Annotated in this window: 40 protein-coding genes; 23 read left to right on the top strand and 17 right to left on the bottom strand. The window is 43.3% G+C overall.

The features are described from left to right. The first annotated feature begins 2 nt into the window (after positions 1 to 2). Genes ACFQ2J_RS09815 through ACFQ2J_RS09835 form a run of 5 tightly spaced genes read left to right on the top strand, consistent with a single transcriptional unit; the run spans position 3 to position 2,348 of the window. On the top strand, positions 3 to 500 hold the full coding sequence (locus ACFQ2J_RS09815) for an NUDIX hydrolase (RefSeq protein ID WP_386059399.1): 498 nt from the start codon (positions 3 to 5) through the stop codon (positions 498 to 500). Positions 501 to 526: 26 nt separating this feature from the next. Next, a complete protein-coding gene (locus ACFQ2J_RS09820; protein WP_386059401.1) occupies positions 527 to 997 on the top strand; it encodes a hypothetical protein in 471 nt (156 codons plus the stop codon). A gap of 19 nt (positions 998 to 1,016) precedes the next feature. Then, positions 1,017 to 1,886 carry an alpha/beta fold hydrolase gene (locus tag ACFQ2J_RS09825; protein ID WP_386059404.1) on the top strand — a complete coding sequence of 290 codons (870 nt, stop codon included), beginning with the start codon at positions 1,017 to 1,019 and terminating at the stop codon, positions 1,884 to 1,886. A gap of 55 nt (positions 1,887 to 1,941) precedes the next feature. Next, positions 1,942 to 2,136: a DUF6199 family natural product biosynthesis protein gene (locus tag ACFQ2J_RS09830; RefSeq protein WP_386059407.1), complete on the top strand. Its 195-nt coding sequence runs from the start codon at positions 1,942 to 1,944 to the stop codon at positions 2,134 to 2,136. A 14-nt stretch (positions 2,137 to 2,150) separates the two neighbouring features. Continuing rightward, positions 2,151 to 2,348 carry a hypothetical protein gene (locus tag ACFQ2J_RS09835; RefSeq protein ID WP_386059410.1) on the top strand — a complete coding sequence of 66 codons (198 nt, stop codon included), beginning with the start codon at positions 2,151 to 2,153 and terminating at the stop codon, positions 2,346 to 2,348. 32 nt (positions 2,349 to 2,380) lie between these two features. Here ACFQ2J_RS09835 and ACFQ2J_RS09840 read toward each other — a convergent pair whose 3' ends face one another. Then, complete coding sequence (locus ACFQ2J_RS09840; RefSeq protein WP_386059412.1) at positions 2,381 to 3,247, bottom strand: DMT family transporter; 867 nt, start codon at positions 3,245 to 3,247, stop codon at positions 2,381 to 2,383. 179 nt (positions 3,248 to 3,426) lie between these two features. Between ACFQ2J_RS09840 and ltaE the strand changes: the two genes are divergently transcribed. Continuing rightward, positions 3,427 to 4,446 (top strand): low-specificity L-threonine aldolase, encoded by a 1,020-nt coding sequence (ltaE, locus tag ACFQ2J_RS09845; protein WP_386059414.1) that lies wholly within the window; start codon positions 3,427 to 3,429, stop codon positions 4,444 to 4,446. A 41-nt stretch (positions 4,447 to 4,487) separates the two neighbouring features. Here ltaE and ACFQ2J_RS09850 read toward each other — a convergent pair whose 3' ends face one another. Further along, positions 4,488 to 4,775 carry a hypothetical protein gene (locus tag ACFQ2J_RS09850; RefSeq protein ID WP_386059417.1) on the bottom strand — a complete coding sequence of 96 codons (288 nt, stop codon included), beginning with the start codon at positions 4,773 to 4,775 and terminating at the stop codon, positions 4,488 to 4,490. A gap of 482 nt (positions 4,776 to 5,257) precedes the next feature. On the opposite strand from ACFQ2J_RS09850, the gene ACFQ2J_RS09855 reads away from it, so the two are divergent. Continuing rightward, positions 5,258 to 5,533 (top strand): hypothetical protein, encoded by a 276-nt coding sequence (locus ACFQ2J_RS09855; RefSeq protein ID WP_386059420.1) that lies wholly within the window; start codon positions 5,258 to 5,260, stop codon positions 5,531 to 5,533. A gap of 37 nt (positions 5,534 to 5,570) precedes the next feature. Here the strand turns inward: ACFQ2J_RS09855 and ACFQ2J_RS09860 are convergent, their stop codons facing one another. Further along, positions 5,571 to 5,858 (bottom strand): hypothetical protein, encoded by a 288-nt coding sequence (locus ACFQ2J_RS09860; RefSeq protein ID WP_386059423.1) that lies wholly within the window; start codon positions 5,856 to 5,858, stop codon positions 5,571 to 5,573. A 233-nt stretch (positions 5,859 to 6,091) separates the two neighbouring features. Between ACFQ2J_RS09860 and ACFQ2J_RS09865 the strand changes: the two genes are divergently transcribed. Beyond that, entirely contained in the window at positions 6,092 to 6,757 is a 666-nt protein-coding gene (locus ACFQ2J_RS09865) for an AraC family transcriptional regulator (protein WP_386059426.1), read from the top strand. Positions 6,758 to 6,947: 190 nt separating this feature from the next. On the opposite strand, the gene ACFQ2J_RS09870 is transcribed toward ACFQ2J_RS09865, so the two are convergent. Beyond that, positions 6,948 to 7,649: a helix-turn-helix domain-containing protein gene (locus tag ACFQ2J_RS09870; protein WP_386059428.1), complete on the bottom strand. Its 702-nt coding sequence runs from the start codon at positions 7,647 to 7,649 to the stop codon at positions 6,948 to 6,950. A 290-nt stretch (positions 7,650 to 7,939) separates the two neighbouring features. Here ACFQ2J_RS09870 and ACFQ2J_RS09875 point away from each other — a divergent pair, with 290 nt between their 5' ends. The 5 genes from ACFQ2J_RS09875 to ACFQ2J_RS09895 all read left to right on the top strand — a co-directional run bounded on the left by ACFQ2J_RS09875 (position 7,940) and on the right by ACFQ2J_RS09895 (position 10,412). Continuing rightward, positions 7,940 to 9,199, top strand: a complete 1,260-nt coding sequence (locus ACFQ2J_RS09875; RefSeq protein WP_386059431.1) for a S8 family serine peptidase — start codon at positions 7,940 to 7,942, stop codon at positions 9,197 to 9,199. 152 nt (positions 9,200 to 9,351) lie between these two features. After that, positions 9,352 to 9,489, top strand: a complete 138-nt coding sequence (locus ACFQ2J_RS09880) for a hypothetical protein (RefSeq protein WP_386059434.1) — start codon at positions 9,352 to 9,354, stop codon at positions 9,487 to 9,489. Further along, on the top strand, positions 9,486 to 9,794 hold the full coding sequence (locus ACFQ2J_RS09885; RefSeq protein WP_386059437.1) for a MazG nucleotide pyrophosphohydrolase domain-containing protein: 309 nt from the start codon (positions 9,486 to 9,488) through the stop codon (positions 9,792 to 9,794). Before ACFQ2J_RS09880 ends, ACFQ2J_RS09885 begins: the two co-directional genes overlap by 4 nt. Continuing rightward, positions 9,791 to 10,189: a hypothetical protein gene (locus ACFQ2J_RS09890; RefSeq protein WP_386059440.1), complete on the top strand. Its 399-nt coding sequence runs from the start codon at positions 9,791 to 9,793 to the stop codon at positions 10,187 to 10,189. The genes ACFQ2J_RS09885 and ACFQ2J_RS09890 overlap by 4 nt, the downstream gene beginning before the upstream one ends. A gap of 22 nt (positions 10,190 to 10,211) precedes the next feature. Then, a complete protein-coding gene (locus ACFQ2J_RS09895) occupies positions 10,212 to 10,412 on the top strand; it encodes a hypothetical protein (RefSeq protein WP_386059443.1) in 201 nt (66 codons plus the stop codon). Between the two features lie 35 nt (positions 10,413 to 10,447). Here ACFQ2J_RS09895 and ACFQ2J_RS09900 read toward each other — a convergent pair whose 3' ends face one another. After that, positions 10,448 to 11,671 carry an MFS transporter gene (locus ACFQ2J_RS09900; protein ID WP_386059446.1) on the bottom strand — a complete coding sequence of 408 codons (1,224 nt, stop codon included), beginning with the start codon at positions 11,669 to 11,671 and terminating at the stop codon, positions 10,448 to 10,450. A 203-nt stretch (positions 11,672 to 11,874) separates the two neighbouring features. Here ACFQ2J_RS09900 and ACFQ2J_RS09905 point away from each other — a divergent pair, with 203 nt between their 5' ends. Then, complete coding sequence (locus tag ACFQ2J_RS09905; protein WP_386059448.1) at positions 11,875 to 12,192, top strand: winged helix-turn-helix transcriptional regulator; 318 nt, start codon at positions 11,875 to 11,877, stop codon at positions 12,190 to 12,192. 324 nt (positions 12,193 to 12,516) lie between these two features. Further along, complete coding sequence (locus ACFQ2J_RS09910; RefSeq protein WP_386059451.1) at positions 12,517 to 12,873, top strand: hypothetical protein; 357 nt, start codon at positions 12,517 to 12,519, stop codon at positions 12,871 to 12,873. Positions 12,874 to 12,906: 33 nt separating this feature from the next. Here ACFQ2J_RS09910 and ACFQ2J_RS09915 read toward each other — a convergent pair whose 3' ends face one another. Genes ACFQ2J_RS09915 through ACFQ2J_RS09925 form a run of 3 tightly spaced genes read right to left on the bottom strand, consistent with a single transcriptional unit; the run spans position 12,907 to position 14,099 of the window. Continuing rightward, on the bottom strand, positions 12,907 to 13,278 hold the full coding sequence (locus ACFQ2J_RS09915; RefSeq protein ID WP_386059453.1) for a VOC family protein: 372 nt from the start codon (positions 13,276 to 13,278) through the stop codon (positions 12,907 to 12,909). A 23-nt stretch (positions 13,279 to 13,301) separates the two neighbouring features. After that, the gene (locus ACFQ2J_RS09920; RefSeq protein WP_386059456.1) at positions 13,302 to 13,565 is read right to left on the bottom strand and encodes a hypothetical protein; all 264 of its coding nucleotides are present in this window, start codon (positions 13,563 to 13,565) and stop codon (positions 13,302 to 13,304) included. A gap of 15 nt (positions 13,566 to 13,580) precedes the next feature. After that, on the bottom strand, positions 13,581 to 14,099 hold the full coding sequence (locus tag ACFQ2J_RS09925) for a DUF4367 domain-containing protein (protein WP_386059459.1): 519 nt from the start codon (positions 14,097 to 14,099) through the stop codon (positions 13,581 to 13,583). 217 nt (positions 14,100 to 14,316) lie between these two features. On the opposite strand from ACFQ2J_RS09925, the gene ACFQ2J_RS09930 reads away from it, so the two are divergent. Further along, positions 14,317 to 14,520 carry a LysM peptidoglycan-binding domain-containing protein gene (locus ACFQ2J_RS09930; RefSeq protein ID WP_386059461.1) on the top strand — a complete coding sequence of 68 codons (204 nt, stop codon included), beginning with the start codon at positions 14,317 to 14,319 and terminating at the stop codon, positions 14,518 to 14,520. Positions 14,521 to 14,566: 46 nt separating this feature from the next. Here ACFQ2J_RS09930 and ACFQ2J_RS09935 read toward each other — a convergent pair whose 3' ends face one another. From ACFQ2J_RS09935 to ACFQ2J_RS09965, 7 genes are all read right to left on the bottom strand, one after another. Beyond that, positions 14,567 to 15,385, bottom strand: a complete 819-nt coding sequence (locus tag ACFQ2J_RS09935) for a cupin domain-containing protein (protein WP_386059464.1) — start codon at positions 15,383 to 15,385, stop codon at positions 14,567 to 14,569. 137 nt (positions 15,386 to 15,522) lie between these two features. Further along, positions 15,523 to 16,410 carry a helix-turn-helix domain-containing protein gene (locus ACFQ2J_RS09940; RefSeq protein WP_386062450.1) on the bottom strand — a complete coding sequence of 296 codons (888 nt, stop codon included), beginning with the start codon at positions 16,408 to 16,410 and terminating at the stop codon, positions 15,523 to 15,525. Positions 16,411 to 16,529: 119 nt separating this feature from the next. After that, entirely contained in the window at positions 16,530 to 17,195 is a 666-nt protein-coding gene (locus tag ACFQ2J_RS09945) for a hypothetical protein (RefSeq protein WP_386059467.1), read from the bottom strand. A gap of 90 nt (positions 17,196 to 17,285) precedes the next feature. Next, positions 17,286 to 17,492: a helix-turn-helix transcriptional regulator gene (locus ACFQ2J_RS09950; protein ID WP_386059470.1), complete on the bottom strand. Its 207-nt coding sequence runs from the start codon at positions 17,490 to 17,492 to the stop codon at positions 17,286 to 17,288. Positions 17,493 to 17,498: 6 nt separating this feature from the next. Further along, entirely contained in the window at positions 17,499 to 18,014 is a 516-nt protein-coding gene (locus ACFQ2J_RS09955) for a DUF6773 family protein (RefSeq protein WP_386059473.1), read from the bottom strand. Positions 18,015 to 18,024: 10 nt separating this feature from the next. Continuing rightward, entirely contained in the window at positions 18,025 to 18,744 is a 720-nt protein-coding gene (locus ACFQ2J_RS09960; protein ID WP_386059476.1) for a hypothetical protein, read from the bottom strand. Continuing rightward, on the bottom strand, positions 18,741 to 19,604 hold the full coding sequence (locus tag ACFQ2J_RS09965) for an ABC transporter ATP-binding protein (protein WP_386059479.1): 864 nt from the start codon (positions 19,602 to 19,604) through the stop codon (positions 18,741 to 18,743). Before ACFQ2J_RS09965 ends, ACFQ2J_RS09960 begins: the two co-directional genes overlap by 4 nt. Before the next feature lie 196 nt (positions 19,605 to 19,800). Here ACFQ2J_RS09965 and ACFQ2J_RS09970 point away from each other — a divergent pair, with 196 nt between their 5' ends. From ACFQ2J_RS09970 to ACFQ2J_RS09995, 6 genes are all read left to right on the top strand, one after another. Further along, on the top strand, positions 19,801 to 19,923 hold the full coding sequence (locus tag ACFQ2J_RS09970) for a hypothetical protein (RefSeq protein WP_386059482.1): 123 nt from the start codon (positions 19,801 to 19,803) through the stop codon (positions 19,921 to 19,923). 43 nt (positions 19,924 to 19,966) lie between these two features. Beyond that, positions 19,967 to 21,115 (top strand): alpha/beta hydrolase, encoded by a 1,149-nt coding sequence (locus ACFQ2J_RS09975; protein WP_386059485.1) that lies wholly within the window; start codon positions 19,967 to 19,969, stop codon positions 21,113 to 21,115. A gap of 573 nt (positions 21,116 to 21,688) precedes the next feature. Then, the gene (locus ACFQ2J_RS09980) at positions 21,689 to 22,153 is read left to right on the top strand and encodes a DinB family protein (protein WP_386059488.1); all 465 of its coding nucleotides are present in this window, start codon (positions 21,689 to 21,691) and stop codon (positions 22,151 to 22,153) included. Positions 22,154 to 22,174: 21 nt separating this feature from the next. Then, a complete protein-coding gene (locus ACFQ2J_RS09985) occupies positions 22,175 to 22,429 on the top strand; it encodes a hypothetical protein (RefSeq protein WP_386059491.1) in 255 nt (84 codons plus the stop codon). Beyond that, positions 22,411 to 22,842, top strand: a complete 432-nt coding sequence (locus ACFQ2J_RS09990) for a hypothetical protein (protein ID WP_386059494.1) — start codon at positions 22,411 to 22,413, stop codon at positions 22,840 to 22,842. Before ACFQ2J_RS09985 ends, ACFQ2J_RS09990 begins: the two co-directional genes overlap by 19 nt. 174 nt (positions 22,843 to 23,016) lie before the next feature. Then, complete coding sequence (locus ACFQ2J_RS09995; RefSeq protein WP_386059497.1) at positions 23,017 to 23,553, top strand: hypothetical protein; 537 nt, start codon at positions 23,017 to 23,019, stop codon at positions 23,551 to 23,553. A gap of 33 nt (positions 23,554 to 23,586) precedes the next feature. Here the strand turns inward: ACFQ2J_RS09995 and ACFQ2J_RS10000 are convergent, their stop codons facing one another. Further along, positions 23,587 to 24,153, bottom strand: a complete 567-nt coding sequence (locus tag ACFQ2J_RS10000; RefSeq protein WP_386059499.1) for a GNAT family N-acetyltransferase — start codon at positions 24,151 to 24,153, stop codon at positions 23,587 to 23,589. A 278-nt stretch (positions 24,154 to 24,431) separates the two neighbouring features. On the opposite strand from ACFQ2J_RS10000, the gene ACFQ2J_RS10005 reads away from it, so the two are divergent. Next, positions 24,432 to 24,638 (top strand): hypothetical protein, encoded by a 207-nt coding sequence (locus ACFQ2J_RS10005; RefSeq protein ID WP_386059501.1) that lies wholly within the window; start codon positions 24,432 to 24,434, stop codon positions 24,636 to 24,638. 49 nt (positions 24,639 to 24,687) lie between these two features. Here ACFQ2J_RS10005 and ACFQ2J_RS10010 read toward each other — a convergent pair whose 3' ends face one another. Then, positions 24,688 to 24,882, bottom strand: a complete 195-nt coding sequence (locus ACFQ2J_RS10010) for a hypothetical protein (protein WP_386059504.1) — start codon at positions 24,880 to 24,882, stop codon at positions 24,688 to 24,690. Positions 24,883 to 24,963: the final 81 nt, after the last annotated feature.

Below are 24,963 nucleotides of genomic sequence, written 5' to 3' on the forward strand. Positions count from 1 at the left end.
TTATGTACAAACAAACCATTGCATTTATCCGCAGAGATGATGAATTATTATTATTGAATCGAAATAACGCTCCTACAATGGGGTTGTGGAACGGTGTCGGGGGAAAAATGGAAGCTGGGGAAACCCCAATCGCCTGCATCATTCGTGAAGTATATGAAGAAACGGGCATTCGAATTTCACCTGAGCAAGTGGTACATCAATCGGTCGTTTCCTGGACGATCAATGAAGAAGCAGAAGGTGGCATGCATGCTTATGTAATAGAGGTACCAGCTGACTTTTCCTATCCAACACCTATAGGAATGGATGAAGGGATTCTGGATTGGAAAAAGAGCTCGTGGGTATTCGATGAACAGAATAAAGGCGTAGGGGAAATGATTCCGCTATATCTACCCAGGTTTCTGCACGATACGGAAGAAATCGATTATTGGTTCAGTATAAATAACGGGAGAGTGGTTGATTACCAGTGGAAGGAATTAAATGGTAGTTTGTTGAAGGTGTAAAGAGGCAGATAGATGAGGGGGAGTCGATGAGAAAGTTTTTGTTAGGGTTTACGTTGTTGATAGTGATGGCTGCATGTTCCGATGCTGATTCGAAGGACACGTACACAATAGAAGATGCAAAGGAAAATGGAGATGTCATAGTGGAACATGGAGCAAGGAATTTCGATCAGATTGTAGCCGGGGAAATTGATGTTCAAAATGCAGGAAAAGTCCTGGAACTGATAGAAAGTAAAGAAGAAGCTGAAGTGGAGATTTCTATTTTTGAACAGGATGGCACCCACTATAAAAATACATTGTCTACTGATGGTGAAGGGTTTACGTTTGAAAATAATTATGGAGGATACCCACAATCGCCGACAGGAACATTTTCATGCAAATATATGTCAGAACGAGGACCAGTCATCTATATGGGGTCATGTACTTCCGATGATGGTACGGAAGTGTCGACGATGATCGGGATGGTTGGCTCGGAAGAAGCATTCAGACAAGGCTCATAACGGATAGGGGAAGTGGCACATGGGGGTTTATAAAAGCGAAGCTGGTAAGGAAAAACTCCAGCAACATTATGAAGACTACCTACATACATTAAATTTCCAGGTCGAGCGAAGGTACGTGGATACAAGTTTCGGAAAGACACATATGCTCGTAGCTGGTCCAACGGATGGAAAGCCTTTGTTCATTTTCCAAGGTGGGAACTGCATCAATCCGATGACGCTGTCGTGGTTCGAACCATTGATCGAAAAATACCGTGTCTATGCACCGGATACGATCGGCCATCCTGGGTTTAGTGATGAAACGAGGGTTTCAGCAAAGGATGACAGCTTTGCGAAGTGGATCAAGGAATTGATGGATGCTGTCGGGGTGGAACGGTGTGCGATGGTAGGTGCCTCTTATGGCGCTGGAATCATGATGCGGATGGCGACGTTTCTTCCTGAACGGATCGACTGTGCTGTTCTTGTTTCACCTGCCGGAATACGAATGGGATCAAAGTTGAAAATGATCAAGGATGTCCTTGTGCCGATGATGCTGTTCACCCGGACATCTGATCGCAAGCACCTTGATAAGCTGACAGGTAATATGTCGGATCATTCGATGAAGGATCAGGATAAGACGATCATCGGGGATGTGTTCAACCACGTCAAGCTGGACCAGGACATGCCTAAAATGACAGAGAAAAAGGAATTGGAGAATTTCCATGCACCCACGCTGATCATAGCGGGAGAGAAGGATGTATTTTTCCCACATCATAAACTGGAGGCTGCGTCTAACTCGATTTTCTCTGAACTGAAGCAATTCCGCAGTTATGAAATGGGTCATTTTCCATCTGACACGCATCTAGTGGAAATCAACCAGGAGATCGAAGCCTTTTTAGCGGAGCATTATTGAAGAAGAAAAACGAATGCTATAATAATCTGAAAAGCTTCGTTGGAGGTTAGTTGGCATGTTACTAGGGGTGTTTTTTCTGATCATCGGCATTTTGATGATTACACAAACGAGGAAGGTTTGGGAACTTACTGACGGGAAGAGATCACGAAACGCCACAGGACCGACTCCGTTCTATCTTTGGACGAATCGTCTGATCGGAGTTTGTTTTATTGTGGTTGGGGTGATCAACATCCAGGATTATCTGGCGTGAAGGGGGAAGACAAGTTGAAACGGTTGAGTCGATACGGAAAAATAAACCTTGCGCTTGGATTTGTGATGTTCCTGGCTGGAATTTACCTATTGTTTATTGAAATAAATGAAGGTACATTCGAGTTTATCCGTTCCCGTGGAATTGCATTTACCTTTATTGGGATCGGACTTGCATTTGCTGCATTAACTTACGAGAAAAAAAGTAATACATGAAAAGCGCTTGGGACATCGCCCAAGCGCTTTTTCTATGATACCGTCTGTTTTCCGAGTCGATTGTTTTTCAGGAACATGTAGAACGATGCTCCGAAAATGATGATATAGCCGAGAACACTTAAGATATCCGGTATTTGGCCGAACAACACGATGCTGATCAGTGCCGAATAGACGACCGTGGAATAGAAAAAGATTGAAATTTCCCTTGCTGGTGCATACTTGTAGGCCATTGTGATACCGAACTGCCCCATCGTCGCAAAACACCCTGCAAGCAGGAGATAGACAAGCTGTTTTGTCGACATCGGCTCATAGAACATAATTGTAAAAGGCGTAAGAACGACCGTTGTGAAAAAGGAAAAATAGAAAACGATCGTATAGAACTCTTCCTTATCACCGAGGAAGCGCAGTACCGTGTAGGCCCCGGCCGCAAAAACAGCTGAAAGTACGCCGATGATATATGGCAACACATCAATCGAAAATGCCGGTTTGATGATGAACAGTGTTCCGATGAATGCAACGAGGATCGCTACGATTTGGAACCTACGCACACTTTCCTTAAGGAATATCGCCGAAAATACAATTGTCAGAAACGGACTCAGCTTATTGAGCATGTCCGCATCGGAAAGCACGAGATTATCGATTGCATAAAAGTAGAACACCATGCCGACCGTTCCTAATGCGGAGCGGGTAAGCAGGTACTTTTGGTGTTCTTTTTTTCCGAATAGACGGGCTTTGAAATGTAAGACGAATCCGAATGCGATGATTGCCGAAACGACGTTACGGAATAAAGTTTTCTGGACGGTCGGTACATCCCCTGACAGTTTGACGAATGCAGCCATCATTGAAAAGCCGAACGCGGATATGAGTAGTAGGATAATTCCTTTATTTCGATCTTTCATAAGCTCCTCCAAATTGATGTCGTTTACTTATGTTTTCACACCTTATCAAGACTAATACAAATGGGATACTTAGGAAAGTCTTTTGCATGAAATGTTCCACGTGGAACGCAGTCGGATGGATGGAATGGATCAGAGAAATCTAGTACACTTGAACAAAAGCGGACGGAGGGGTAGAGGACATGATTGATTTACGAAGCGATACAGTGACGAAACCGACGAAACGAATGCGGGAAGCGGCTTTTGACGCAGAAGTAGGCGATGATGTGTACGGGGAAGACCCCACAGTAAATAAGTTGGAAGCGTTGGCGGCGGACATGCTTGGCAAAGAAGCAGCGATGTTCGTTACAAGTGGTACGCAGGGGAACCAGATTGCCGTACTGACGCATTGTAAGCCTGGCGATGAAGTGCTGCTTGAAGAGAATGCGCACTTATTTCTATATGAAGGGGCTTCGATGTCGGCGCTTGCTGGCGTGCAGCCTCGAACGATTCGTGGGGAAAAGGGCGCGATGTCTCCAGTGGATGTGGCAGCAGCAATTCGCCCGGAAGACATCCATTTTCCTGAAACGGGATTGATTTGTATTGAAAATACACATAACAAAGCAGGTGGAGCAGTTGTTCCGCTTGAAAATATGAAGATGATTGCTGATGTAGCACGGGACAATGGGATACCTGTCCATCTGGATGGTGCACGCTTGTTCAATGCGGTTGTTGCTTCTGGAGTCTCCGTGAAGGACTTCGCAGCGCAAGCGGATACGGTGCAGTTTTGTTTATCAAAAGGGCTTGGCGCACCGGTAGGATCGATTCTTGCGGGGTCTGCAGATTTCATTGCACGTGCCCGTAAATGGCGGAAGAGGTTAGGCGGCGGATTGCGACAAGCTGGCATCATCGCCGCACCGGGAATTGTTGCGTTGACGGAGATGGTCGATCGGCTGGCGGAAGACCATGAGCTTGCGAAAGTACTCGCTCGCGGGCTTGGTGAGTTCAGAGGGTTGGAAATCGAAAATGATGTTGATACGAATATCGTGCTTGTGAATGTGAAGCAGGCGGGATATACATCCGAAGCATTTTTGGCGAAGCTGAAGGAACATAAGATCCTTGCAGTGCCATTCGGTCCTCACACAGTAAGGTTTGTGACGAACTTGAATGTGACCGCGGATGACATAGACCATGTGTTGAACGAAATGCGTTATATCGTATAAAAAGAAGCTGTCTGCTTATCGCGGACAGCTTCTTTGCTTGGTCAATAATAGACTTCTGAAACGAACGAGATGAATAGGAGCAGCATCCCCAGCCGGAACGCGTCATAAGCGATGAACCGTTTATGATAGAACATCATCCTTGTCATGAAGAATATGGAACCGAGCAGGAGTGCTCCTAGCACGATGTCCGCCAGGGGTTGTTCGGGCATAGGTGAATAGAACTCACTAAGGACGTATAGTATTGGTACTAAAAATATCCAGAGATTTTTCTTCCAATACGAGAATTTATTCTCATCATAGAAGATGTCGATGATTTTCTTCAGTAACATGTTATCCTTCCTTTGTTTCTGTATTTCTTCGTCCTTTCTTCCATTGATGAAGATAATATATAAATGCAGCGAAGATGATCCAATAGCTGATTCCTCCGAATATGGGATTCGTTTCTGGAGTGACCTGGTTCAATATCGACGTTAGGATGAGCAACAATGTGGCGAATATGAGCTTGCTCGTATTGTTTTGCATAAAGGGAGGGGAATTATACCCTCTTCGTTGAAAAATAAAGTCAATAATAAAGATGGCTATGACGAATAGTACAAATGGGATTGGTGAAGTCAGATCGATTGGCAGTATATCCGGGTAATAGGTTTGAGTGATCATAGTGAGTATAACTATAGTAAATAAGGTGTGACTAATGTTCGAAAGCAGCTTTTCCTTCATCATTTTCTCCTCAAGTACAAATGATTCTTTATTAAAATAACATAATATTCTGTATAATATAACCATACCATATTTTAGGAGTGGGGGCGAAGGTGTGAAGGAAATGGGAATGTCTATCGTGCTGAACCTGTTTTTAGGTTATTTGTGGCTTTTGTTCATTGACCATGTCGTACAGATTGCTAATGCTTTCAATCAACCGTTTTGGATAGGTGGAGTGGTGATGGTAGTGGGGACACTGCTGTTCGGAGAGATCTTCAGAAGAATGACACCATTTCACACGTACAAGTTCACGCATCCTGTAAGACTGGCTGGTGTTATTTCTTTTGGGCTAGTTGTCGCGGTTCATATATTTGTGGTGAATATTATTTAACGAAGATGCCTGCTGTGCGAAGGGAAAGCAGGCTATCTCAATAGATGGCTGTAATTCCATAGATGAGCCCAACCATAGAAAACATTTGAAACGTGTCTTCCCAAACGAAGCTCTTGTTATAGAAAAGAATTTTTACTAAGAAGTAAAAGAAGCCTAATAACATCATCATTGTCATCAATTTGACCTCAGTTGCTTCTGATATGAAGGATGTACTTGGCATCACGGTAACCATTATTCCGACAATCACCCAAAACGTATGCTTCAATCTTTTGAGTTTGTTTTTGTCGTAGAGCAAATCCAGCAGTCCTGTGTGTTCTTTGTCCATATCTGTCATTCCTTATCTGATGATAGAGTTAACTTCCTCTATATCCACTTCTAGATGATATGGAAGATTCCTTCCAATAAATGAAAATTCATTGTTATATCAATGATTTATTAGATGCTAAAATATAGGTATGAAACATTGGGATATTTAATGGGGTTGTAAGGCATAGTGGGATTGATCGAAAAGAGTTGTATTGGACCAGGGTATTAATGAATGGAGCTGGGGGTGTTATGGTGAACCGAACAGGAACGTTAAATATATTGAACGGAACAGAAATGTATAAGAATTTCATGGAGACACATTTTCTTAAACCTGAATCAATGATCCCCTTTAATGAGGCAATGTGTTACGGGGAAACCTGCGATGATTTATTTTCCGAGGCATTTACCGAAATGCGTGCGAGGGTTCATGGTGTAAGGCTAGCGCAATATGCTGAAATCACCCTAAGCCCATTGCAGCCTCTTTTTAGTGAAAATTTTGATCGTATCGCACTATGGTTTGACGAGGATATGTTTTGTCAAATCAATCTTCTCACCATACTCGCCTGGTTAGACCAGAAAGATTATAAAGGTTCAATTGACCTTCATCTTGTCGATAATCATTTTCAACCCGTAAGGTCCTACAGCCTAGAGGCAAAAGGATATGATTCACTTTATAAGCAGGTATTAATTCATAAAGCTATCCCTCAGCAGGAAGTTCATCCAAGCTCTTTAAAAAAGGGGATTAACCTGTATTTGAATTATCTTAAGGAAGATAGTGAACTTATGTTGTATATTCAAAAGCACCAGGACGTTCCAATAAAATCACTTGTGCCTGCCTTAATCGAAAATTTCAAAGACTATGGTCTAGGAGATACACAATACGTGGAAATTATAAAATCTTATCGACAAAATCAATAAAGTTAAAGGCACCTTGGCACTCAGACTTAATTCCTGAGTAAAGTAAAGGCTTAGAGGAGATCTCCTCTAAGCCTTTTTAGTGTGAATCATACATGGATACTATGTGATTTAGCTTGTGATTCAGACTGCGTTTTTGCACTATGCACCTCACAGGGAAACACGTAACTTTGGGACGCAGGTGTTTTGATGTTTATTTTCGGAATAGATCCAGAAACTTCCCGAGTGTTCCTTTTGACTTGGAGATGGATACTTCAAGCTGCTGGTTGAATTCATTTTGCGCCTGCCATCCTTTTTTCTGATCTTCACGCATGCGCTCCAGTTCTTCTTTCAGTGCAGCACTTTTTTCTTTTTCCTGTTCCAACAGCGATTCATATTGGGCCTTATGCTGCTCGGCTAGCTTTTCAATATTCGTGGAGGTCTTCTGTGCGAAGTTTCCTACGCCGGAGCTGATGACGTGGTGGTCCTGCTGTAGACGTGCTACCTTCGTTTTCAGCTCATCCATGTCCTGGGACAGCTGCGCATTCATCTCTCTGGTCGCCGCCAGTTCCTTCGTCAGTGCGTGGAAAAATTCACTGAGCTGGGACGGGTCCTGCAGTGCGCCATCATATGTATCAGGAATAGCGACCTCCGTCGCCTGTTTCAACCGGGTCTGCTGTTGTTCGACAAGCTTCTTTGCCGTCTCCTCCTGGGAGTGTTCCGTATCCCGAAGCTCGATCAGCGCATCGATATCGGAGCGGACGAAAATACGGCGCGGGCCGTCTTTAAAAAATTCAAAACCGTTCTGTTCGAGGATCTGCCCATACCTTCTTACTGTAGCTGTGGCGATTCCCATTTCTTCTGCAACTTCCTTCGTCGAGAAAGCGCGCTCATTAGGCTGTATATCGTGTCGCATAACGGGCCTCCTTTCCTAAAATAATGGACCTTTTCCCGCTAATTTTCAAGCGTGGGGACAGTCCTTCATCACTTTAACTTGGTGAGGGACTCTCCCCACTTGAGTTAATGCGGTGGTGTAATTGGGCATTTTGGATCATGGATTTGGTGCGTGGTACTCAATATTTCTCGACATGAACCGTGCTATTCTATAAATGTAAGAATAAACTAAATTTTCTGAATATATGGAGGTGACACGTGAACGCCGTCCGCTTCGTCAATCAAAAAATCTATCAACGAGGTGAAAGCTTAATGAAGAAATTTCTAGTATCAGCAGTTGCTGCTGTGATGATGCTTTCTCTTTTCACCATGGGAGCATTCGCAGCACCAACGAATCAGCAGGGACAAGCAGATGAGAATCTACGTGTATTAATTAAATCTACAAATTCAGCAAGTGCCAAGGCTCAAACGAACGCAAAACAAGAATACGGTGTCCGTTGGAAGTTCGAAGATGGATTCACAACGGATGTCACAAAGAAACAATTCGAAGCATTGCAAAAGAACAAGAACTTCGAAGTTTCTAAAGTGAACAAAGTACAGATCGCGGCAAAACCTACCAACGGCGAACGAAGCGCAACACCTTCCGATCAGACGCCGTGGGGAATGGAAGCCATCTACAACGATGATGCTATTACGACCACAGACGGTGGCGACAATGTGCGCGTAGCTGTATTGGATACAGGTACATATGTCGATCATCCTGATTTGAAAAACAACGTGGAGCAATGTAAAGACTTCACTCAGCGCCGAGCACCAATCCTTGATGGCACTTGCCAGGATAGAAATGGTCACGGTACACACGTAGCCGGTACAGTCCTGGCCGATGGTGGTTCTGACAATCTAGGAGTCTATGGTGTCGCTCCGGATTCCAAGCTGTGGGCTTATCGCGTCCTAGGTAACAGCGGCTCTGGTTATTCAGATGATATCGCCAATGCAATCAAGCACGCAGCAGATCAGGCAAATGCCAACGGCGTCAATGTCGTCATCTCCATGTCACTTGGTTCAAGCGTGAAGGATAGCATGATTGCTGACGCTGTAACATATGCAAACAATAACGGCGCATTGGTCGTTGCAGCTGCAGGTAATGACGGTCCTGGTGAGAACACGATCGGATTCCCTGGTGGACTGCAGGATGCTGTCGCAGTAGCAGCACTTGAAGATCGTCAGGAAAATGGAACGTACCGCGTAGCGGACTTCTCTTCCCGCGGTAACCCAGCTACAGATGGCGACTACGTCATCCAGGAGCGTGACGTGGAGCTATCCGCACCAGGAGCAGCAATCGAATCGACTTGGAGTGACGGCGGCTACAACACAATCAGTGGTACATCAATGGCAACGCCGCACGTTTCTGGTTTGGCTGCAAAAATCTGGGCGGAAAACCCATCCCTATCTAGTGATCAATTGCGTGTGGAACTACAAAACCGTGCACAAGCAAATGACATCTCTGGTGGTACAGGAGCGGCTGCAGGTGATGATTACGCATCCGGCTTCGGTTTCCCGCTGGCTAACTAATTCTGAACCCCCTGTTATATTATATAGATTTACCAAAAACGGGCGCATTTGCGTCCGTTTTTGTGTGGAGAACCGAAAGATAATTCATAGGTAAAATATGTTAAAATTTAAGCAGCGATAATTTTGAAGCGGAATTGAGAGGGGGAAGGAAGTTGGCTGCTTTTTTAATGTTGGGTCAATTCTTGATCATGGATGTCATGTTCCAGCTTATTGTCATTCTGGCGATGATTGGATCAGTGGGTGGAGTCGTAGTATTTTTCATGAGAAATAAGGGGAAAGAAAACAGATGAGTGAATCGATGAGTCTGAGAGAATTACAAGCTTATATTAAAGACAAAGATTACAAACCTGATAGAAAACATGCCTACTTCCACAAACTGATTGAAGAGGTCGGGGAACTGTCGGAAGTCATCCGGAAAGATAAACGGATGGAGAAGGAAGGCTCCATCAAAGGGACGATTGAAGAAGAATTATATGATGTTCTCTACTACATAGCAGCATTGGCAAATGTCTACGAGATAGATTTAGAGGAAAGCTTTCGGTTGAAGGAAGAACTCAATAAAGCAAAGTATAACGGTATAGGGGGGATGACATGAAAAAGCGCAAACTATTAATCATAGCTGTTCCTATACTATTGGTTTTCCTTTATGGGTTTACGTATTTTCCACAAAAACTCATAAGTATTGATCCATCTGAAGTTTCCAAGATCACTGTCTTTGACGGAAACACTGGTGAGAAAGTGGAGATTACCGATGAGGCAGATATCAATCACGTCATACTGAACCTGAATGAGGTGACATTCCGAAAAGGGAAACCTTCATTCATGTATTCCGGTTATAGCTTTGATACGACTATTTTGAATCATGAAGGAAAATCACTAATGGAGCTGACAATAAACACAAGTGACACGATCCGATATAAAGGATTTTTCTATACTGCCGTGGAGAATTCGATTGATTACGACTACATGGAGAGTCTGGTTCGTAAGTGATTTTAAATAAGGAGAGGGTATATTGCTGAAAGTGTCTAAGAAGTATGACGGAATTGCTTTAGTTCTGACAGTGCTGCTTGCACCGTTCATTGGAAAAGGTCTGTTAGGATTAGAGTTGGATCGTACGGTTCTATCACAAATGGTAATCGTGGCCTTTATTCTATTTACTTTTTTAGTTTTTAGGGTAATCACTTCATTCCTGCTTAATCTTAATAGAAATTAGAACAAAGAGGACTCGCAATAGCAAGTCCTCTTTCTTTAGGCACATTTCGCCTGATGTTCCTTTTGTTCTTTACTCTCTAATTTACTTAAGGCAACTGTAAGCAGTACTGCTCCAACTACCATGACTGCACCAATCCAAGCAGTGTGGATCAGCCCCATGTTGTCGACGATGATACCCCCGACAGATGAACCAATGGCAATCCCGACGTTAAAGGCAGCGATATTCAACGCAGATGCGACGTTGACTGCCGATGGAACGTATTTTTCCGCAAGACTGACAACGAGAATCTGCAGACCGGGAACGTTCATGAAGGCGAACAATCCCATCAGGAAGATGACAATTAAGCCCGTGACTTTGAACGGTGCGGCAAAGGTCAAAGCAAGCAGGGTGACTGCCTGCAATGCGAACATCCACATTAACGCACGCAATGGATTTTTGTCAGAAGCTTTCCCGCCAATGATGTTTCCTGCTGCTACTGCAACCCCGTACATCAGTAAAATGACACTGACCCACTTTGCATTGAATCCTGTAACGTTTTCGAGCATTGGCGTCAGGTAGGTGAACGTCACAAATGTTCCCCCATACCCAAGTGCAGTGATTGCAAAAGCAAGCATCAGCTTCCCATTTTTCAAAATTTTCACCTGCTCACTGAACTTCGCAGGTGGTGCTTCTTTAAGGTTCTTCGGTACTAGGATCGCACTCGCGATGATGCCAATCACTCCTAAGAGCGCGACACCAAGGAACGTTGCTCGCCAGCCGAATGCCTGCCCGATGAAGGTGCCAAGCGGTACGCCTGTAACCGTGGCGACGGTCAGCCCTGTGAACATGAAAGCAATCGCACTCGCTCGTTTGTGAGCGGGAACGAGGTCAGCTGCAATTGTAGACCCGATTGAAAAGAAAATTCCGTGTGAAAAAGCGGTAATGAATCTGGCAACGAATAACAAGGTGAAGCTCGTCGACATAGCCGCCACACCATTACCAATAATGAATAAGACCATAAGCGAAAGCAGCAATGTTTTGCGGTTCATTTTACTTGTCAATGCAGTCAATACAGGTGCACCGACAGCAACTCCGACCGCATACCCTGAAATCAGAAGACCAGCTAACGTTATTGAAATACTGAGATCATCCGCCATCGAGGATAACAGGCCGACCGGAACGAATTCCGTCGTACCGATTCCGAATGCACTGATTGCCAAGGCGATCAGTGCCGGTGTTCCTCCTTTTGCGGAAGATGATTTATTTGAATGAGAATTCATACCACGAATTCCTCCTTAAGTCATTTTTGAAAACAGGAAGGCGCCTTTCCTGTTGCTTGCTACGAAATCCATTATATTAGGTATAGAAAAAATGAGAAGTACGCACTTTAAAGTACGATAGGCACCTGAAAGTACCTTATCTGCTTTTTTGAGCGTATCCGTTATAATTGGAACAGGATCATTTTTGAAAGGAAGCGTGCGAAATGGCTTACAATATCCCTGTGGAAGCGACATTGGATGTTATCGGAGGCAAGTGGAAGGTCGTGATCCTCTGCCATTTGGATAAAGGGGAAAAGCGGACAAGTGAATTGAAGAGATTGATGCCGAACATCACTCAGAAAATGCTGACGCAGCAGCTCCGAGAACTGGAGGAGGACGGTGTCGTGGATCGCAAAGTCTATGACCAGGTTCCACCAAAGGTCGTCTATTCACTGACAGATTACGGCTGGTCGATCAAGCCGATTCTGGATACGATGTGCAGCTGGGGCGAGCAGCATATGAAGTTGAAAAATTTGGACTAGACCGGGTGCTTGAGCATCCGGTTTTTTGTTTATTTAGTAGCAGGGAATGAAAGGGATATTTTGTAAAATAGTATGGTAGAATGAAGGCCAAAGGGGATCTGCTCTGTGACAAACTTGGCAATGAGCGTACATAACTTTTCAATTTTGCTTCTTTTGGTGAGCGCATTTTTTTATTATCGTCACTTCAAAAAAATCAGGAGACAAAGAAAGCTGACTTTGTCTGAGCTTTCCATGTTTATAGTTACGCAGATGGCGTATCTGCTCTGGGCCGGAAGTTACTTATTGATGATATTGGATAAGAGTGGATAAGGGGGAGGGGAGTACATGCGAAAGGTTTATGCAGGAATTCTCACGGTTGTTCTCACTGCACTGTTTTTGGGGTTTTATTTTCCTGTGTTTGAACAGGAAGGGCCGATATCGAATGTTTTGATAGTATCGCCTTATCTTAGTGTGGGCGTGATATACGGAGGCTTTGTCTCTGTTGGTATTGAAAAAGTGACGGGGCGTTACGGGGATGCGCGGATCGCTTACGCTTTTATTTTACATATGGTAGCGGTGCTGCCTATAGTTGTATTTCCGTTAGTGTTCTTTTACGCCATCCAAACGGCAATGACGTTTTTCTTTATCGATGAAGGATTGCGCTGGATTTCTATGCGCAAAGAGAAAGTCAGCACCATTTGAAAAAGCCTGGATATCCAGGCTTTTTTTGTGCAATTATCGGTGTTGGTCGATAAGAATCGGATTACCATCCGGATCTTCAAGCGTCAGATGGGCTGGTCCTTCTGTAGATTCATCTGCTTCGGTAATCAGCTTCATACCTTTTTCCTTCAGTTGTTTTTGCAGCTCACGGACATCAGTGAAGTTGTCTGTGTTTTCGGCGTTCTGATCCCAACCAGGATTGAAAGTCAGGATGTTTTTATCGAACATTCCCTGGAACAACCCGATTACGCTGTCGCCATTCTTCATGATCAGGTAGTTATGATCGGGGCTCCCACCGAGTGTTATAAAACCGAGATTCTCATAGAATTCCTTTGATTTGTGAAGGTCTTTTACATTCAAGCTTACGGAAAATGCACCTAAATTCATCGTTTACCTCCTAGAGTGTTTGTTTATGTATAAAACAATTGCAATAAAACAAAAGCTGCAGCTGTCCAACTGACTTTCGACAGGACGGTAATTTTCTTGGGGATCTTCATCTGCCTTTCGAAAAATTTAACAAAGGACATGATCGAGATTAATCCTAACCCCCATAGTAAATATCCATCTGCTCCTTCCTGATTGCTCAGGAGTTCCACCCCTGAAAACAATATAAAAAGAAGTCCGATGTACGCTAAGCCAAGATAAAAGTATAATACTTTTTTCTCTTCCGCCACCCTGATTTCCTCCTTTTATTCAAACTTTTCGAACCTCTCAGCTATCTTGATCAGTTGTTCTTTGGTTATGTTGAGGCTATCCGATTTATTCTCGTGATCCATGTAACCGTACGTCATATGGTAAGATGCATCATCCTCAGACCAAACAACGCTTTGTTTTTCGGTATCATCCTTATAATAAGTGCCAGAATCATCACCAATGCTGACTTCCTCGGTTTGTACACCTTCACCTTCGTACCCATTACCGGAATTGCCTTTTAGGATGTGAATCTTCAACCATTCTCCATTCGTTCCGAAAACATCAATCGACAGCTGATCGGTGACTTTCACATCCACATAGGTACTTTTAGGGGTTGTTTCATCGATACGCACTTCCTTAACTTCAAATGGAACTGCGGTAGGCAGTCTTGGATGGAATTCCACCCCTTCCATCTCGTCATTGACACGATCAGAAATGGAAACCATTGTGCCATCACTTGTGCACCCAATCAAAAGTACTGTGAGCGTTAGTAGAAAAGCAGAAATTTGCCGCATTTCACACTCTCCTTTGGCATCTTTCAAATCTAATAATCTCCTAATAATAACTGTAAAGAATTACCTACTACCCATCATAACATAAGAAATCACCCCATCACTTCACCGCATCACAGCGCGGCGGGACAGTCCCTCAGCGCTTTAACGCGTTGAGGGGCTGTCACCTCTGTATGAAATTTGAGGGTGGGGCATAGGTTGTGGTAAGGGGGATGGTGGTGTGAGAAAGTTCCAGTGGTATCGAATTCGTGCGGGGGATAATTACTGGGAGTTGGCAGACCGATTTAAGTTGCAGATACATGATATTTTCGCGGCAAATCCTAATGTGAATCCTTTCGACTTGTATGTCGGGCAAAAGATCCGAATCCCAATTGGTGAACGGGATCAGCCAGGGGAAAGGGATGTAAAGCGGGATAAGGAATAGATGCACAACAAAATGCCAGCCTGAAGTTTATAGGCTGGCATTATTTTTAGTATCCTTCTGCTTCCATTGCGTCTGCTTTCGTTTCGTGGACAGTACCGGCGGGGTGCTCAGGTGGAGCGTAAATTACATACACTTTCAGCGGCTCATCACCTGTGTTTGTGATGTTGTGCCACTTGCCCGCAGGAATCATGATGGCATCATCATCTTCTACAGACTGCTGGTATGTCAACTGATCCATCGTGTCGCCCATTTGAACTAACCCTTCCCCTTGCTCAACTCTTATGAATTGATCTCCTTCTGGGTGGATTTCAAGACCGATATCATCGTCTACATCGATGCTCATTACCGTCACTTGAAGGTTTTCTCCTGTCCATATCGCAGTTCTGAAGGTATCGTTTTTCAGCGTTGCTTCCTCAATGTCAACAACGTGAGGGTTCGGTCCGAAATCTTTTAGGACCACGCGATCCACTCCATAGGAGGAGAGGTGTGCCAGATGACTGGCATTTGCAGCACATTGATGCGCCCCGTGGATGAAGATTTGCTGCATCGGTGCTTGCTGGCTGAGATAGCTGTTAATCTGATAGTTTCGCATTTCATTTTCATAGGCTTGCTGTAGCCCTTCCTGATAGGTATGGAAGGAATTCCGGTGTTCATGTATAGAGTCTGGTGATTGCCCTGTAATGCTCATGTATAGGTGGTTCAATTGGTTAAGGTGCATATGCTTCGCTTGAAAGGCTTGATGCAAAGTAGCTTGATGCGCTGGATCCGGTGCATTCGCAGCTAATTGTCGATAGAGTTCAGCCGTTGCAGCTTCGTTCTGAAAAGCTTCAAGAATCTGTCCACCTAATTGGTTATCGAAATACATATCGTTCTCCCCTTCATCGGATTCTCACCTCATCCTATGCATAGGCTCCGCGAACGTACATAAAAATGAAGGGGACAGTACATCAGTCCTTCACCGCATCACCGCGCGGCGGGACAGTCCCTCAGCGCTTTAATGCATTAAAGGTCGATGAAGGGCATGAGTGGGGTGATTTCTTTCCATCCGTGCTTGGAGATGGCATCCTTTGCGATTTCGTTAACGACTTCCTGATCCAGAAATGGGGCGACGGCTGCGATAGAGCGGATTCCATTCGTTTCATAGCTCTCTTTCGCAATTCCTTCAAGCGTTTCCCCTGACATGAAAGGAGCGACACTCGATAACGCTTTGATTCCGTCTTTTTCATAGGCTTCACGTGCACAGGCATCGATTGCTTCCTTACTGAGAAATGGTGCAATTGCTGCGACACTTTTCAATCCATTCTCAGCGATTGACTTTTTCGCACGCTTCTCCAGCACCTCCTGGCTAATGAAAGGAGCCACTGTAGCCAATTCTTTAATGCTGCTTGTATCTTCTCTAGCCAAAGCATCTAGCTGATCTTGGCTTACAAATGGGGCGAACGAGGCTAACCCTTTCCATCCATTCGTTTCGAATTCCTTCACGGCAAGTTCATCCACCGATGAGGTTTTAAGAAATGGTGCAATGTAGGCTACGTCATTGCCTGAAATTCGCTCATCGATCTTTTCAAACAACGCTTCTGCCTGCTTGGCAGAAACGATGGGAGCCACATTCATGAACGATTCCTTATCAACCGAGGTTGTTGCCGCCACTGTTTCTTCTTCGACGAGCTCCTTCACCAGCTCAACGCCTTTCCCATTTTCCAAAAGCTGATCGATACTTACATCAAACAGACGGGCAAGCTCCGGTAACTTAGAAATATCGGGCATGGTGTTCCCGTGCTCCCAGTTGCTGATTGCCTGGAAGCTGACTCCGAGCTCGTCGGCAAGAGCCATCTGGGTCATCGCCTTTTCTTTTCTTAACTTTGAAATGTTTTTACCAATCTTTTGCATATCGAACAATTGCCTCACCTCATTCGTTAGGATAGTTCAAGTGTAGCTATTGCATGCTAGAAAGCCTATCAAGCATTGCTTGAGTTGCCGCATTCAAGCGATCCTTGAAGCGTCTTGACTTATTGGTGAGAATCATGGATAAATACAGCCTTGGTGGTATCTTCATCCGTATGGAAGGAAGTAGGCTGATCATTACCGATCACTTGAAAATGAAAGCCGGAAACAGTTTGTGGTGTATCATTACTAATTTCTTGTATGACCTCATCCTTGAGCAAATAGTAGCTTCCTTCCATTATCCTGCTTTCTCTCCATCCCGATGAAACAATTAATTGGTAGTTGAACGCTTCATTTGACAAGAATTTCTGTTCTATTAAATTATCCAGGGAGGTAAAGAAGGAATTGGCGTACACCATCTGGTCATATTGAAGCCATTCTTTCGCTGTTGACCTATTGATGGAAACTTGATCGTTTTCACAGGAAACACATTGACTGTAATAATACACGTGGAAGGTATTGTTGACTTTTTCAACCAAATCAAATCGCAAAGATAGTATGGTCAGGTTCTTATCGAGAGTCGAACGGAAATTTTCAATTTTCGAGTTCTCCATTGAAACATTCATTTTTTCACTGAATAGCTGCCAGGTTTCCAACTGGTTAGTGTTGTCGAAGGTTGGTTGTTCATAGAATGTCATAGTACGCACATGATTTTGTTGATAGATAGATATTGATAAGGCTAATATGACCACGCTTAAAATTACGAGAGTTAACCTATGACGGTTGAACAAGCTACCCCACCTCCGGCTAATTATGTAAATCAATCCTACCACTAAATAAGGTAAAATATGTTAACAAAAATAAAAAAAGACACGTGGCGATCACGTGTCTTCTTTATCCTGCCAGAACAATTCATCCAGCGACTTATCAAGCGCCCAGCAGATTGACAGGCAAAGCTGAAGCGACGGGTTGTATTTCCCTAGCTCGATCAGCCCGATCGTCTGCCTGGAGACGCCGACTATTTTGGCTAATTCCTGTTGCGATAAGTCATGTTCGACGCGAGCCATCTTCAGTTTTTTATTCTTCAAATCCAATCACCGCTCATTTTCATCATCATCTTCCAATTCTGCGTCATTGACGCGGTCACTTTTATCTTTGGCAAGCTTATATGGTATCACCATGATTCCAAGCATCAAAGGAATATAAATCACAATACAAGTAAAGAAAATCATCAAAAAGAAAGTCAGTGCTTCTTCCGGTCCATCTGAATAGCGCTGGGAATTCACGATTGCAATCGTTAGCGAGAACCCAATTCCCATCACCAGTCCGACGATGACATTTTTCTTGTTCAGCTTGATTTTACTGGAACGATCGTGCATCTCTACCTCATCGGAAAAAATGCCGAGACTTGCCGCACGGATCAGGTAGTACACGCCGCCTCCGACCAGGATGATAAGCTCGGTCCATATATTTCGATCATCGTTCAACGTTTTAAGGACAAGCGAAAGCACACTGACGATGGCGACAAACATGTACAGCTCCCGGTAGATTTTATTTTGAAGGTTAGTAACACGTTCATCCAGCTGTTTCTTTCTGAATCCGAAGTTCATCGTCATCCTCCTAGTAATCCGTTTTTGGCAGTTTGTAATAGGCGAAAAGGAATAAAAGTAGATTTGCAAGTACAATAACGGTCATCTCTGAATTCGAAAGCGCAAGGAATGGAACTTGATTCGGCAGGCTATACACAGGAGCATAGGAAACGATGTCCTTCACGAATGCTGGAATCGCATCAACCCGGAAGACCATTCCGAGCAGCCCTGGCAGCACGAGGATGATCATTAGTGCCAACACAAGCAGGTTCATCGCTTTTTGATAAAACATCGAAATGATCATGAACAATAAGGTGAAAAACGTTCCGAACAACACGTAATGGAGCAGGGAAGCACGGACGTCACCCCATACGAATGCCTGGTCGTTCCAAAGGTGGTTCACATACAACAGCGCGCTGCATCCGATACCGAACAACAGGGACACCACTGCGATGACAACCACACGTGAAAGCAGGAAGCGCAGACGGTCCTTCGTAGATTTGAAAAAAAGATAAACCGTTCCGTAATGTAAATCGGCAATTACCATTTTAGCACAATAGATTCCGAGTGCGACGATAGCGATTGTCGCGTAAAGTCCGGCGACGTTCCTTGGCTGGAATGGACCGCCGAGCTCATGAATCGAATAGATGATGCCACCACCCAGCGCAAGCGAAAGGCCGATGGAGATGACCAAGTGCATGCTGATGACATTTCTTCGAAGTTCCAAGGCTAATAGTTGGGAAAATTTCATTTTGCTTCACGCTCCATGTTTTCGAAATAAAAATCCTCGAGAGTTGCACTCCTGCGCTTCACTTCTCTAGGGAAAATATCCAAGTTGCCTAGTTGTTTCAATAATGGCTTCATTTCGCCATCGAAATAAAACGTCGCTGTCGTGTCGTGGGTGGTGAAACCGTCCAGCTCGCGCAGCAGTGGCAAAGCATGCTGGAGATCCTTTTCATCCTCAAATGTCAGGTCGATAAGGTTTTCAATTGTCGAAGATGGTGCATATTCACTGACCAATCGGCCGTTTTTAATGATACAAACTCGGTCACTGATCGCCTCGACATCCTTCAGAATGTGACTGGAAATCAGTACACCGATGTTCCTTTCCTTAGCGAGTTTTTTCAAATAAGCCAGTATGCTCCGGATGCCATCCGGGTCCATTCCGTTGGTCGGCTCATCAAGAATCAGATAGGCAGGGTTCGATACGAGGGCAAGCGCGATACCAAGTCGCTGCTTCATCCCCAGTGAGTACCGCTTCACTTTTTTCTTGAGATAAGTTCGAAGGTCGAGGGAGGTGATGATTTCCTCCAACGTTTCTTTCGGTGTGCCGTATAGTGCGCTGAAATAGTTCAGGTTGTAGCGCCCGCTTCGGTTCGGAAAATATTTCGGCTTTTCGATCAGACTGCCGATTTTCTCGGAATCCTCTAATGCTGCATGCCCCTCATATTGGACGATCACTCCTGCAAGAATTTTCATCAGCGTCGTTTTGCCGGCTCCGTTCGGCCCGACAAGCCCGACAATCTCTCCGGGATTCAGGTGAAAATCGATTTCTGTCAGTGCCCGCTCATGCTGATAAGTTTTGGTGACCTTGTTCATCTTAAGGTTCATTTTCTTCTCTCCCTTTGTACCTTTATTGATTCTCATTATAATGTATTTATTACATTTTGCAATATATATTGTACATTTTGGGTTAAATAAATGACTTTTAGTTAATTGAAGGGAATGATTGTTCATAGGTAAAATATGTTAAAATAGAGGTGCGAGAGGATGAGTATCGGTACTTAATGGAAAAGAGGACTGTATTATGGAAATCATCATTATTGGTGTTCTGGTTGTGACTTTTTTGTCCATAGATGGGAATTTGAGAAAGATAAGAGAGCAAAACAAAGAAATGATTGAACTCTTGAAGAAAAATGGAGAGGGTTAAAAAGGAGAATAAGTAATTCAAATCTTAAGATATAGGTGGTTATATGAAAATTACAGAAGTACAAAGTCCATTTATCAATGAAACCTTTCTAAGCGAAAATATTTATGAAATTGATGCACATGGTACACCTCTCATTGAAATTGTGGAAGATGATATTTTTGTTCATTTCCTTTATTTTGGTGATGAAGCTACAACGTCTGTCCATGTTCTAGGTAGCTTCCCAGGTTGGGACTTACAAGAAGGCGAAATGATCAAAGTCGAAGGTAAACAGGTCTGGGTGAAATCCTACAAAACCGATTCTCCGTTTGCAAGTACGTATTATTTCTCTGTAAACGATAATTTTGCAGAAGACGATTGGGGATCGAGATTCGAACACTTAATTACTGACCCTCGAAATCCAAATAAGTTGGTTTTTTCTGAAGTACCTACCGACAAAGTAACTTCTGAAATATCATACATAACTGTTAATGAACCACTTCAGTCTATGGAACTAACAAATCAGAATCCTAATGTTTACAAAGAAGTTTTCAATAGTAATGTGTTAAATAACCAAAGGAACCTCTGGATTTATGATCCCTTTAAGAACAGTAGTACTCCGAAAAAATTATTGATTGTATTTGATGGCTCTCAATATACTGAAGCAATTCCAGTTCCTAACATGATGGATCAATTATACGAAGAAGGGAAAATCCCTCCAACTGTAATGGTTGGTGTGGATAGTCCGAATCGTTTCAGTGAGTTAATGGGGAATGAACAATTTTCCGGATTTCTAACTGAGGAGCTACTACCATGGATTCGTAAAAACTTTCATGTTAGTCATCATCCTGAAGATGTCACATTGTGTGGTGCAAGTTTAGGAGGATTAACTGCTTTTTATTCGGCATTAAATCATCCGAACTACTTTGGCAATGTTCTTTGTCAATCAGGTTCATTTAATCATAAAAAACTGAAGGATGACCAGCATTGGTCAGTTCATTTCCTGGAATCTCAACCTGTAGCTCCCGTACGCATTTATATGAATGCGGGACGTTTAGAAATGCAGGATTTACTAAGTGCAAATTCTCTTACTTACGAAGCTCTGCGCAGCAAAGGATTTGAAGTTAAATATAGATTGTTTAATGGTGGACATGACTTATTATGGTGGCGGGAAACCTTTCTTGAAGGGTTAGAATATTTATTTTGTGAGGGTTGATTGGTTACTTGTTATATAGGATTTAGAGAGAGACATTGGTTAGAAGGCCTAGATTACTGCGTCATCAAGATTAGAAAAGGGGGAAGGAGATATGGTATATCATGCGAGGACACAAAGAGGAATCCTACTGTTTCTATTGGCACTGAATCTGCCAATACTGCTAACCTATTCACAACCTATCTTCTATTTCCGGTTGCTGCTTATTATCTTTATTCTAGTAGCCATCTTTCTTAGATTCGGATTTGAGATAGACGGAAAGTATCTCAAGTTCGAGCTGTATATTTTTTCATTGCGACTCTACAAGAAAGAGGTTGAATCTCATCAAATCTCACATATGAAATTCAAGCGAGTAGGTTGGGCGAAAAAAAGGGGCAGTCGTTTATACGAGGGGATTTAATCTAAGAATCGTTAATTTTTCGTCTGATTATTTACTTGAGGAATTAATTGATTTTGCGAATTTCCATGACATACCTGCGGTTAAAAGCAAAGACTATTTGATATTAGAAAAATAAAAGATTCAATACGATGAAAGAAGATGCTGAAGTTAAAAAAACTTAATAAGGAGTGATTGAAATGCCTAAGAGAGATTTACTCGTTAGGTTGCTTGATTCAACGTTTGATCAAGAAAATTGGTATGCGCCGATAAAGGATGGGATGGAAGGTATTACAGCTGAACAGGCAGTCTGGAAGCCGGAAGGGGAGGCAACAAAAAGTATTTGGGAAAACCTCAACCATTTGATCTATTATAAGGAGCGGCTAGTCGCGAAACTGGAAGGCCGGGAATGGACTAAGAATCTGGATGGTGACCAAACCTTCCATCTGACTGATCCAACAGGAATTGATAAGGAATGGCAGGCAGTCAAGGAACGGTCAGTGCAAGTACATCACTCATTAAGAGAAGCTCTATATACTATTTCTGAAAACGAGTTGGACCAGATGGAAAGAGGTCTGTTAGACATCCTGTTGCATGAGGCATATCATACCGGACAAATTCTCCAACTAAGAAAAATGCAGGGATCCTGGCCGGCGAATCGGTAAAGTTTTAAAGGAGAGCTAAAAGTGGGACAAGTGGAAGCGAAAGGACAGCAATCAGAAAAGAAAGATATTTTTTTATATGTGATTATCTTAATTCCAATACTTATTTCAACCATTGAGACGTTTTTCTTTGAAATTTTTCAAGGCAGAGCAGAGTATGTTTATTGGTACATAACAGGATTCATGGTCTTGGGTTATTATTTATTAAAAAAAGAGTTCAAGCTGTTTGTAGTTATGGCTGGAATCATGCTGGTCGCGATATGGATGTATCAATTATAAAGTGGTCTCCATACATAAAAAGGAAAATAATATTGCTGATGGGATTTTTCCTTTTGCTTACCGGCTGTTCACCAGACTATGCAATTCTAACGAAAGAGGAAATAGAAAACATTCCGTCAGTTTCAAGTTATATTGATCAATTGGATAATGAGAAACCAAAATACAAAGGGTATAAAGTCTTCGAACTCTCTGATAAACAACAAGTCGTTGTCATTTCTTCAGGAATGGCAAATAAAAAACTTAATGTACATAAGGTGGAGAGGACCAGTAAAGACACTGCGATTACTTTTGCCCAAACCCATATGGAAGATGATTCAAAATCAAATTCCTATACTGCAGTAAAACTAGACGAGGCTGTCGGTCCGATATTTGTGTATGAGCGTGTGCACTATGGTGGAGCGGAGAGGGACTAAAGTGGACTACCAATAGCTCACCTTATAAGGATGGAAGTAAACAAGATTTATCTTATAATGCTGTTTCAGCAAGCATTTTTTAAGCTTAGTGACATTAAAAGAAAAATAGAAAAAACTACTTTGTGAAATAAATTTAGAATCGATCGCTTTCTAAAGGGATTAGGGGGAGAAAACTTGATAGGTTGGTTGATTATCGCATGCGAAGTTGGTTTCTGGGTGTTCGTTCTCGCAGGGTTGTTTGCGAGATACATATTAAAGAAGAAAAGGTTGGGCTTGTTCCTACTTATTTGTACACCACTCGTAGACATCGTTCTGCTTGTAGCGACGGTACTTGATTTGAAAAATGGTGCAGTGGCTACCGAAATACATGGAATAGCGGCGGTTTATCTCGGAATCAGCGTAGCGTTCGGACACAGAATGATCAAGTGGGCCGACCAGAAATTTTATAAATTTGTACATAAAGAAAAAGCCGAAGAAAAGATAAAGTTGTATGGTCGCGAAAAAGCGAAGCATGAACGGGAAGGGTGGTACCGCCACTTATTGGCCTGGATGATCGGTGCAGGTATCCTTGTTGCAATAACCATGTATATCGGAGACAGAGAGCAGACGGAAGCGTTGAAAATGACGCTGCAAGTATGGTCGATGGCTTTGGTTTTGGATTTTGTCATCAGCTTCAGCTATACGATTTTTCCTAGTAGGCAAAAAGCGTAAGGGGGAGTTTCGTGAAGCAAAAAACACGTGAGATCACCCACGTGTTTTTCTATGCTTCTCCCATTCCGACCGAAGCATGCCCATCTTGATCGCATCATAATATTCCCCGCCAACAATCCGTGCGTCACGTATCCGTGCTTCCTCAACCATGCCGAGCTTTTCTGCTACCTTCACCATCCGGATGTTCCCCGACCATGAGGACATGCCGAGCCTGTGGAGATCCGTGTTTTCAAACAGGAAGTCGATCCACATACGGTAGGCTTCGGTCCCGTAACCACCGTTCCAAAAGTTTTTGTCATAGATGACGATGCCGGTTTCCAGCCAGTCGGTGTTTTTGTCTACCCAATAAGCACCAACGTAGCCGATCAGTTTGTCATCAGCATAAATGATGAGCGTGTCCGGCACGTCTGGGCGGATTTCGGGATCGACCTCCCAGCTCGCACGGTATTCATCTTTCGTCATTTGCATTTCAGGTATGTAAGGGCCATTCCACTTCTTCGCAGCTTGTTCTTCGTCTTCGTATTTCCAGTAATAAAGCGCATCAATTGCTTCTACAGATGCTTCTTTCAGTGTGACTTTTTTGCCTGTGATTTCAATCATTAGGTGTATTCCTTCTTTCTGACCATAAATAATTTGAGCAAAAAGCACGACGGATTTGGGACGACCTGCTCAATAATTTTCGACAAGATTCATGCTATGATGGAATTGCCAACAACAAACAAGTGACCTCCTAAACCACTTTATCTGCTGGCGTAGCGGACGTTGACCACGCGTCCGTTTTTTCATGCAGACGGAGTGGTTTTTTGTCTTTTAATAGATTCTACACGACTTGACGAAAGAAATCGATGAATAGAGAATGAGTAATGGGGTGAAGCGTGGTGTTCATCGGAAGACTATTATTTTTAGGAGGGCTTGCCTTTACTTTAGGGAGCCTGTTTGTGTTGATCGTCAGCATGTTTGGTAATAGTGATGGTGACATAGTTCCAGCTGTATTCGGTTTGGTAAACGGATTGATTGCAGCTGGTGTCGGGGACCTGGTCATTGATCTGAACTACAGGAGAATCCAGGAAGAGAAGGTTACATAAGGGTAAAAGTGAGGAGCTCAGAGAGGATATCTCTGAGCTCCTTTCATGTTCAATTAGAATTGTCTTCTTTCTGTTTGTATGTTTTCTCCAGCCTGGTGACATGTCCTTCCAGTTGCCCGAGTAATTTCGATAGTTGAGTGAGGTTTCGTTTCATTGCGATTCGATAAGCTTCCAACACAGCCTGTGACGCTTCGACATTAGGTTCGTCTGTTTTTCTGCGGTGTAAAGGTACAAGATCGCCCACCATGAACACCTCCTTGATGTTGTATACCCATATTTTTAAGAGAAAATGTGTTTTAATAGAAAAAAGGAAAATGCGCGTGGA

This window comes from Thalassobacillus hwangdonensis (genome assembly GCF_042675915.1).
Classification (GTDB): Bacteria; Bacillota; Bacilli; order Bacillales; family Halobacillaceae; genus Thalassobacillus_A; species Thalassobacillus_A hwangdonensis.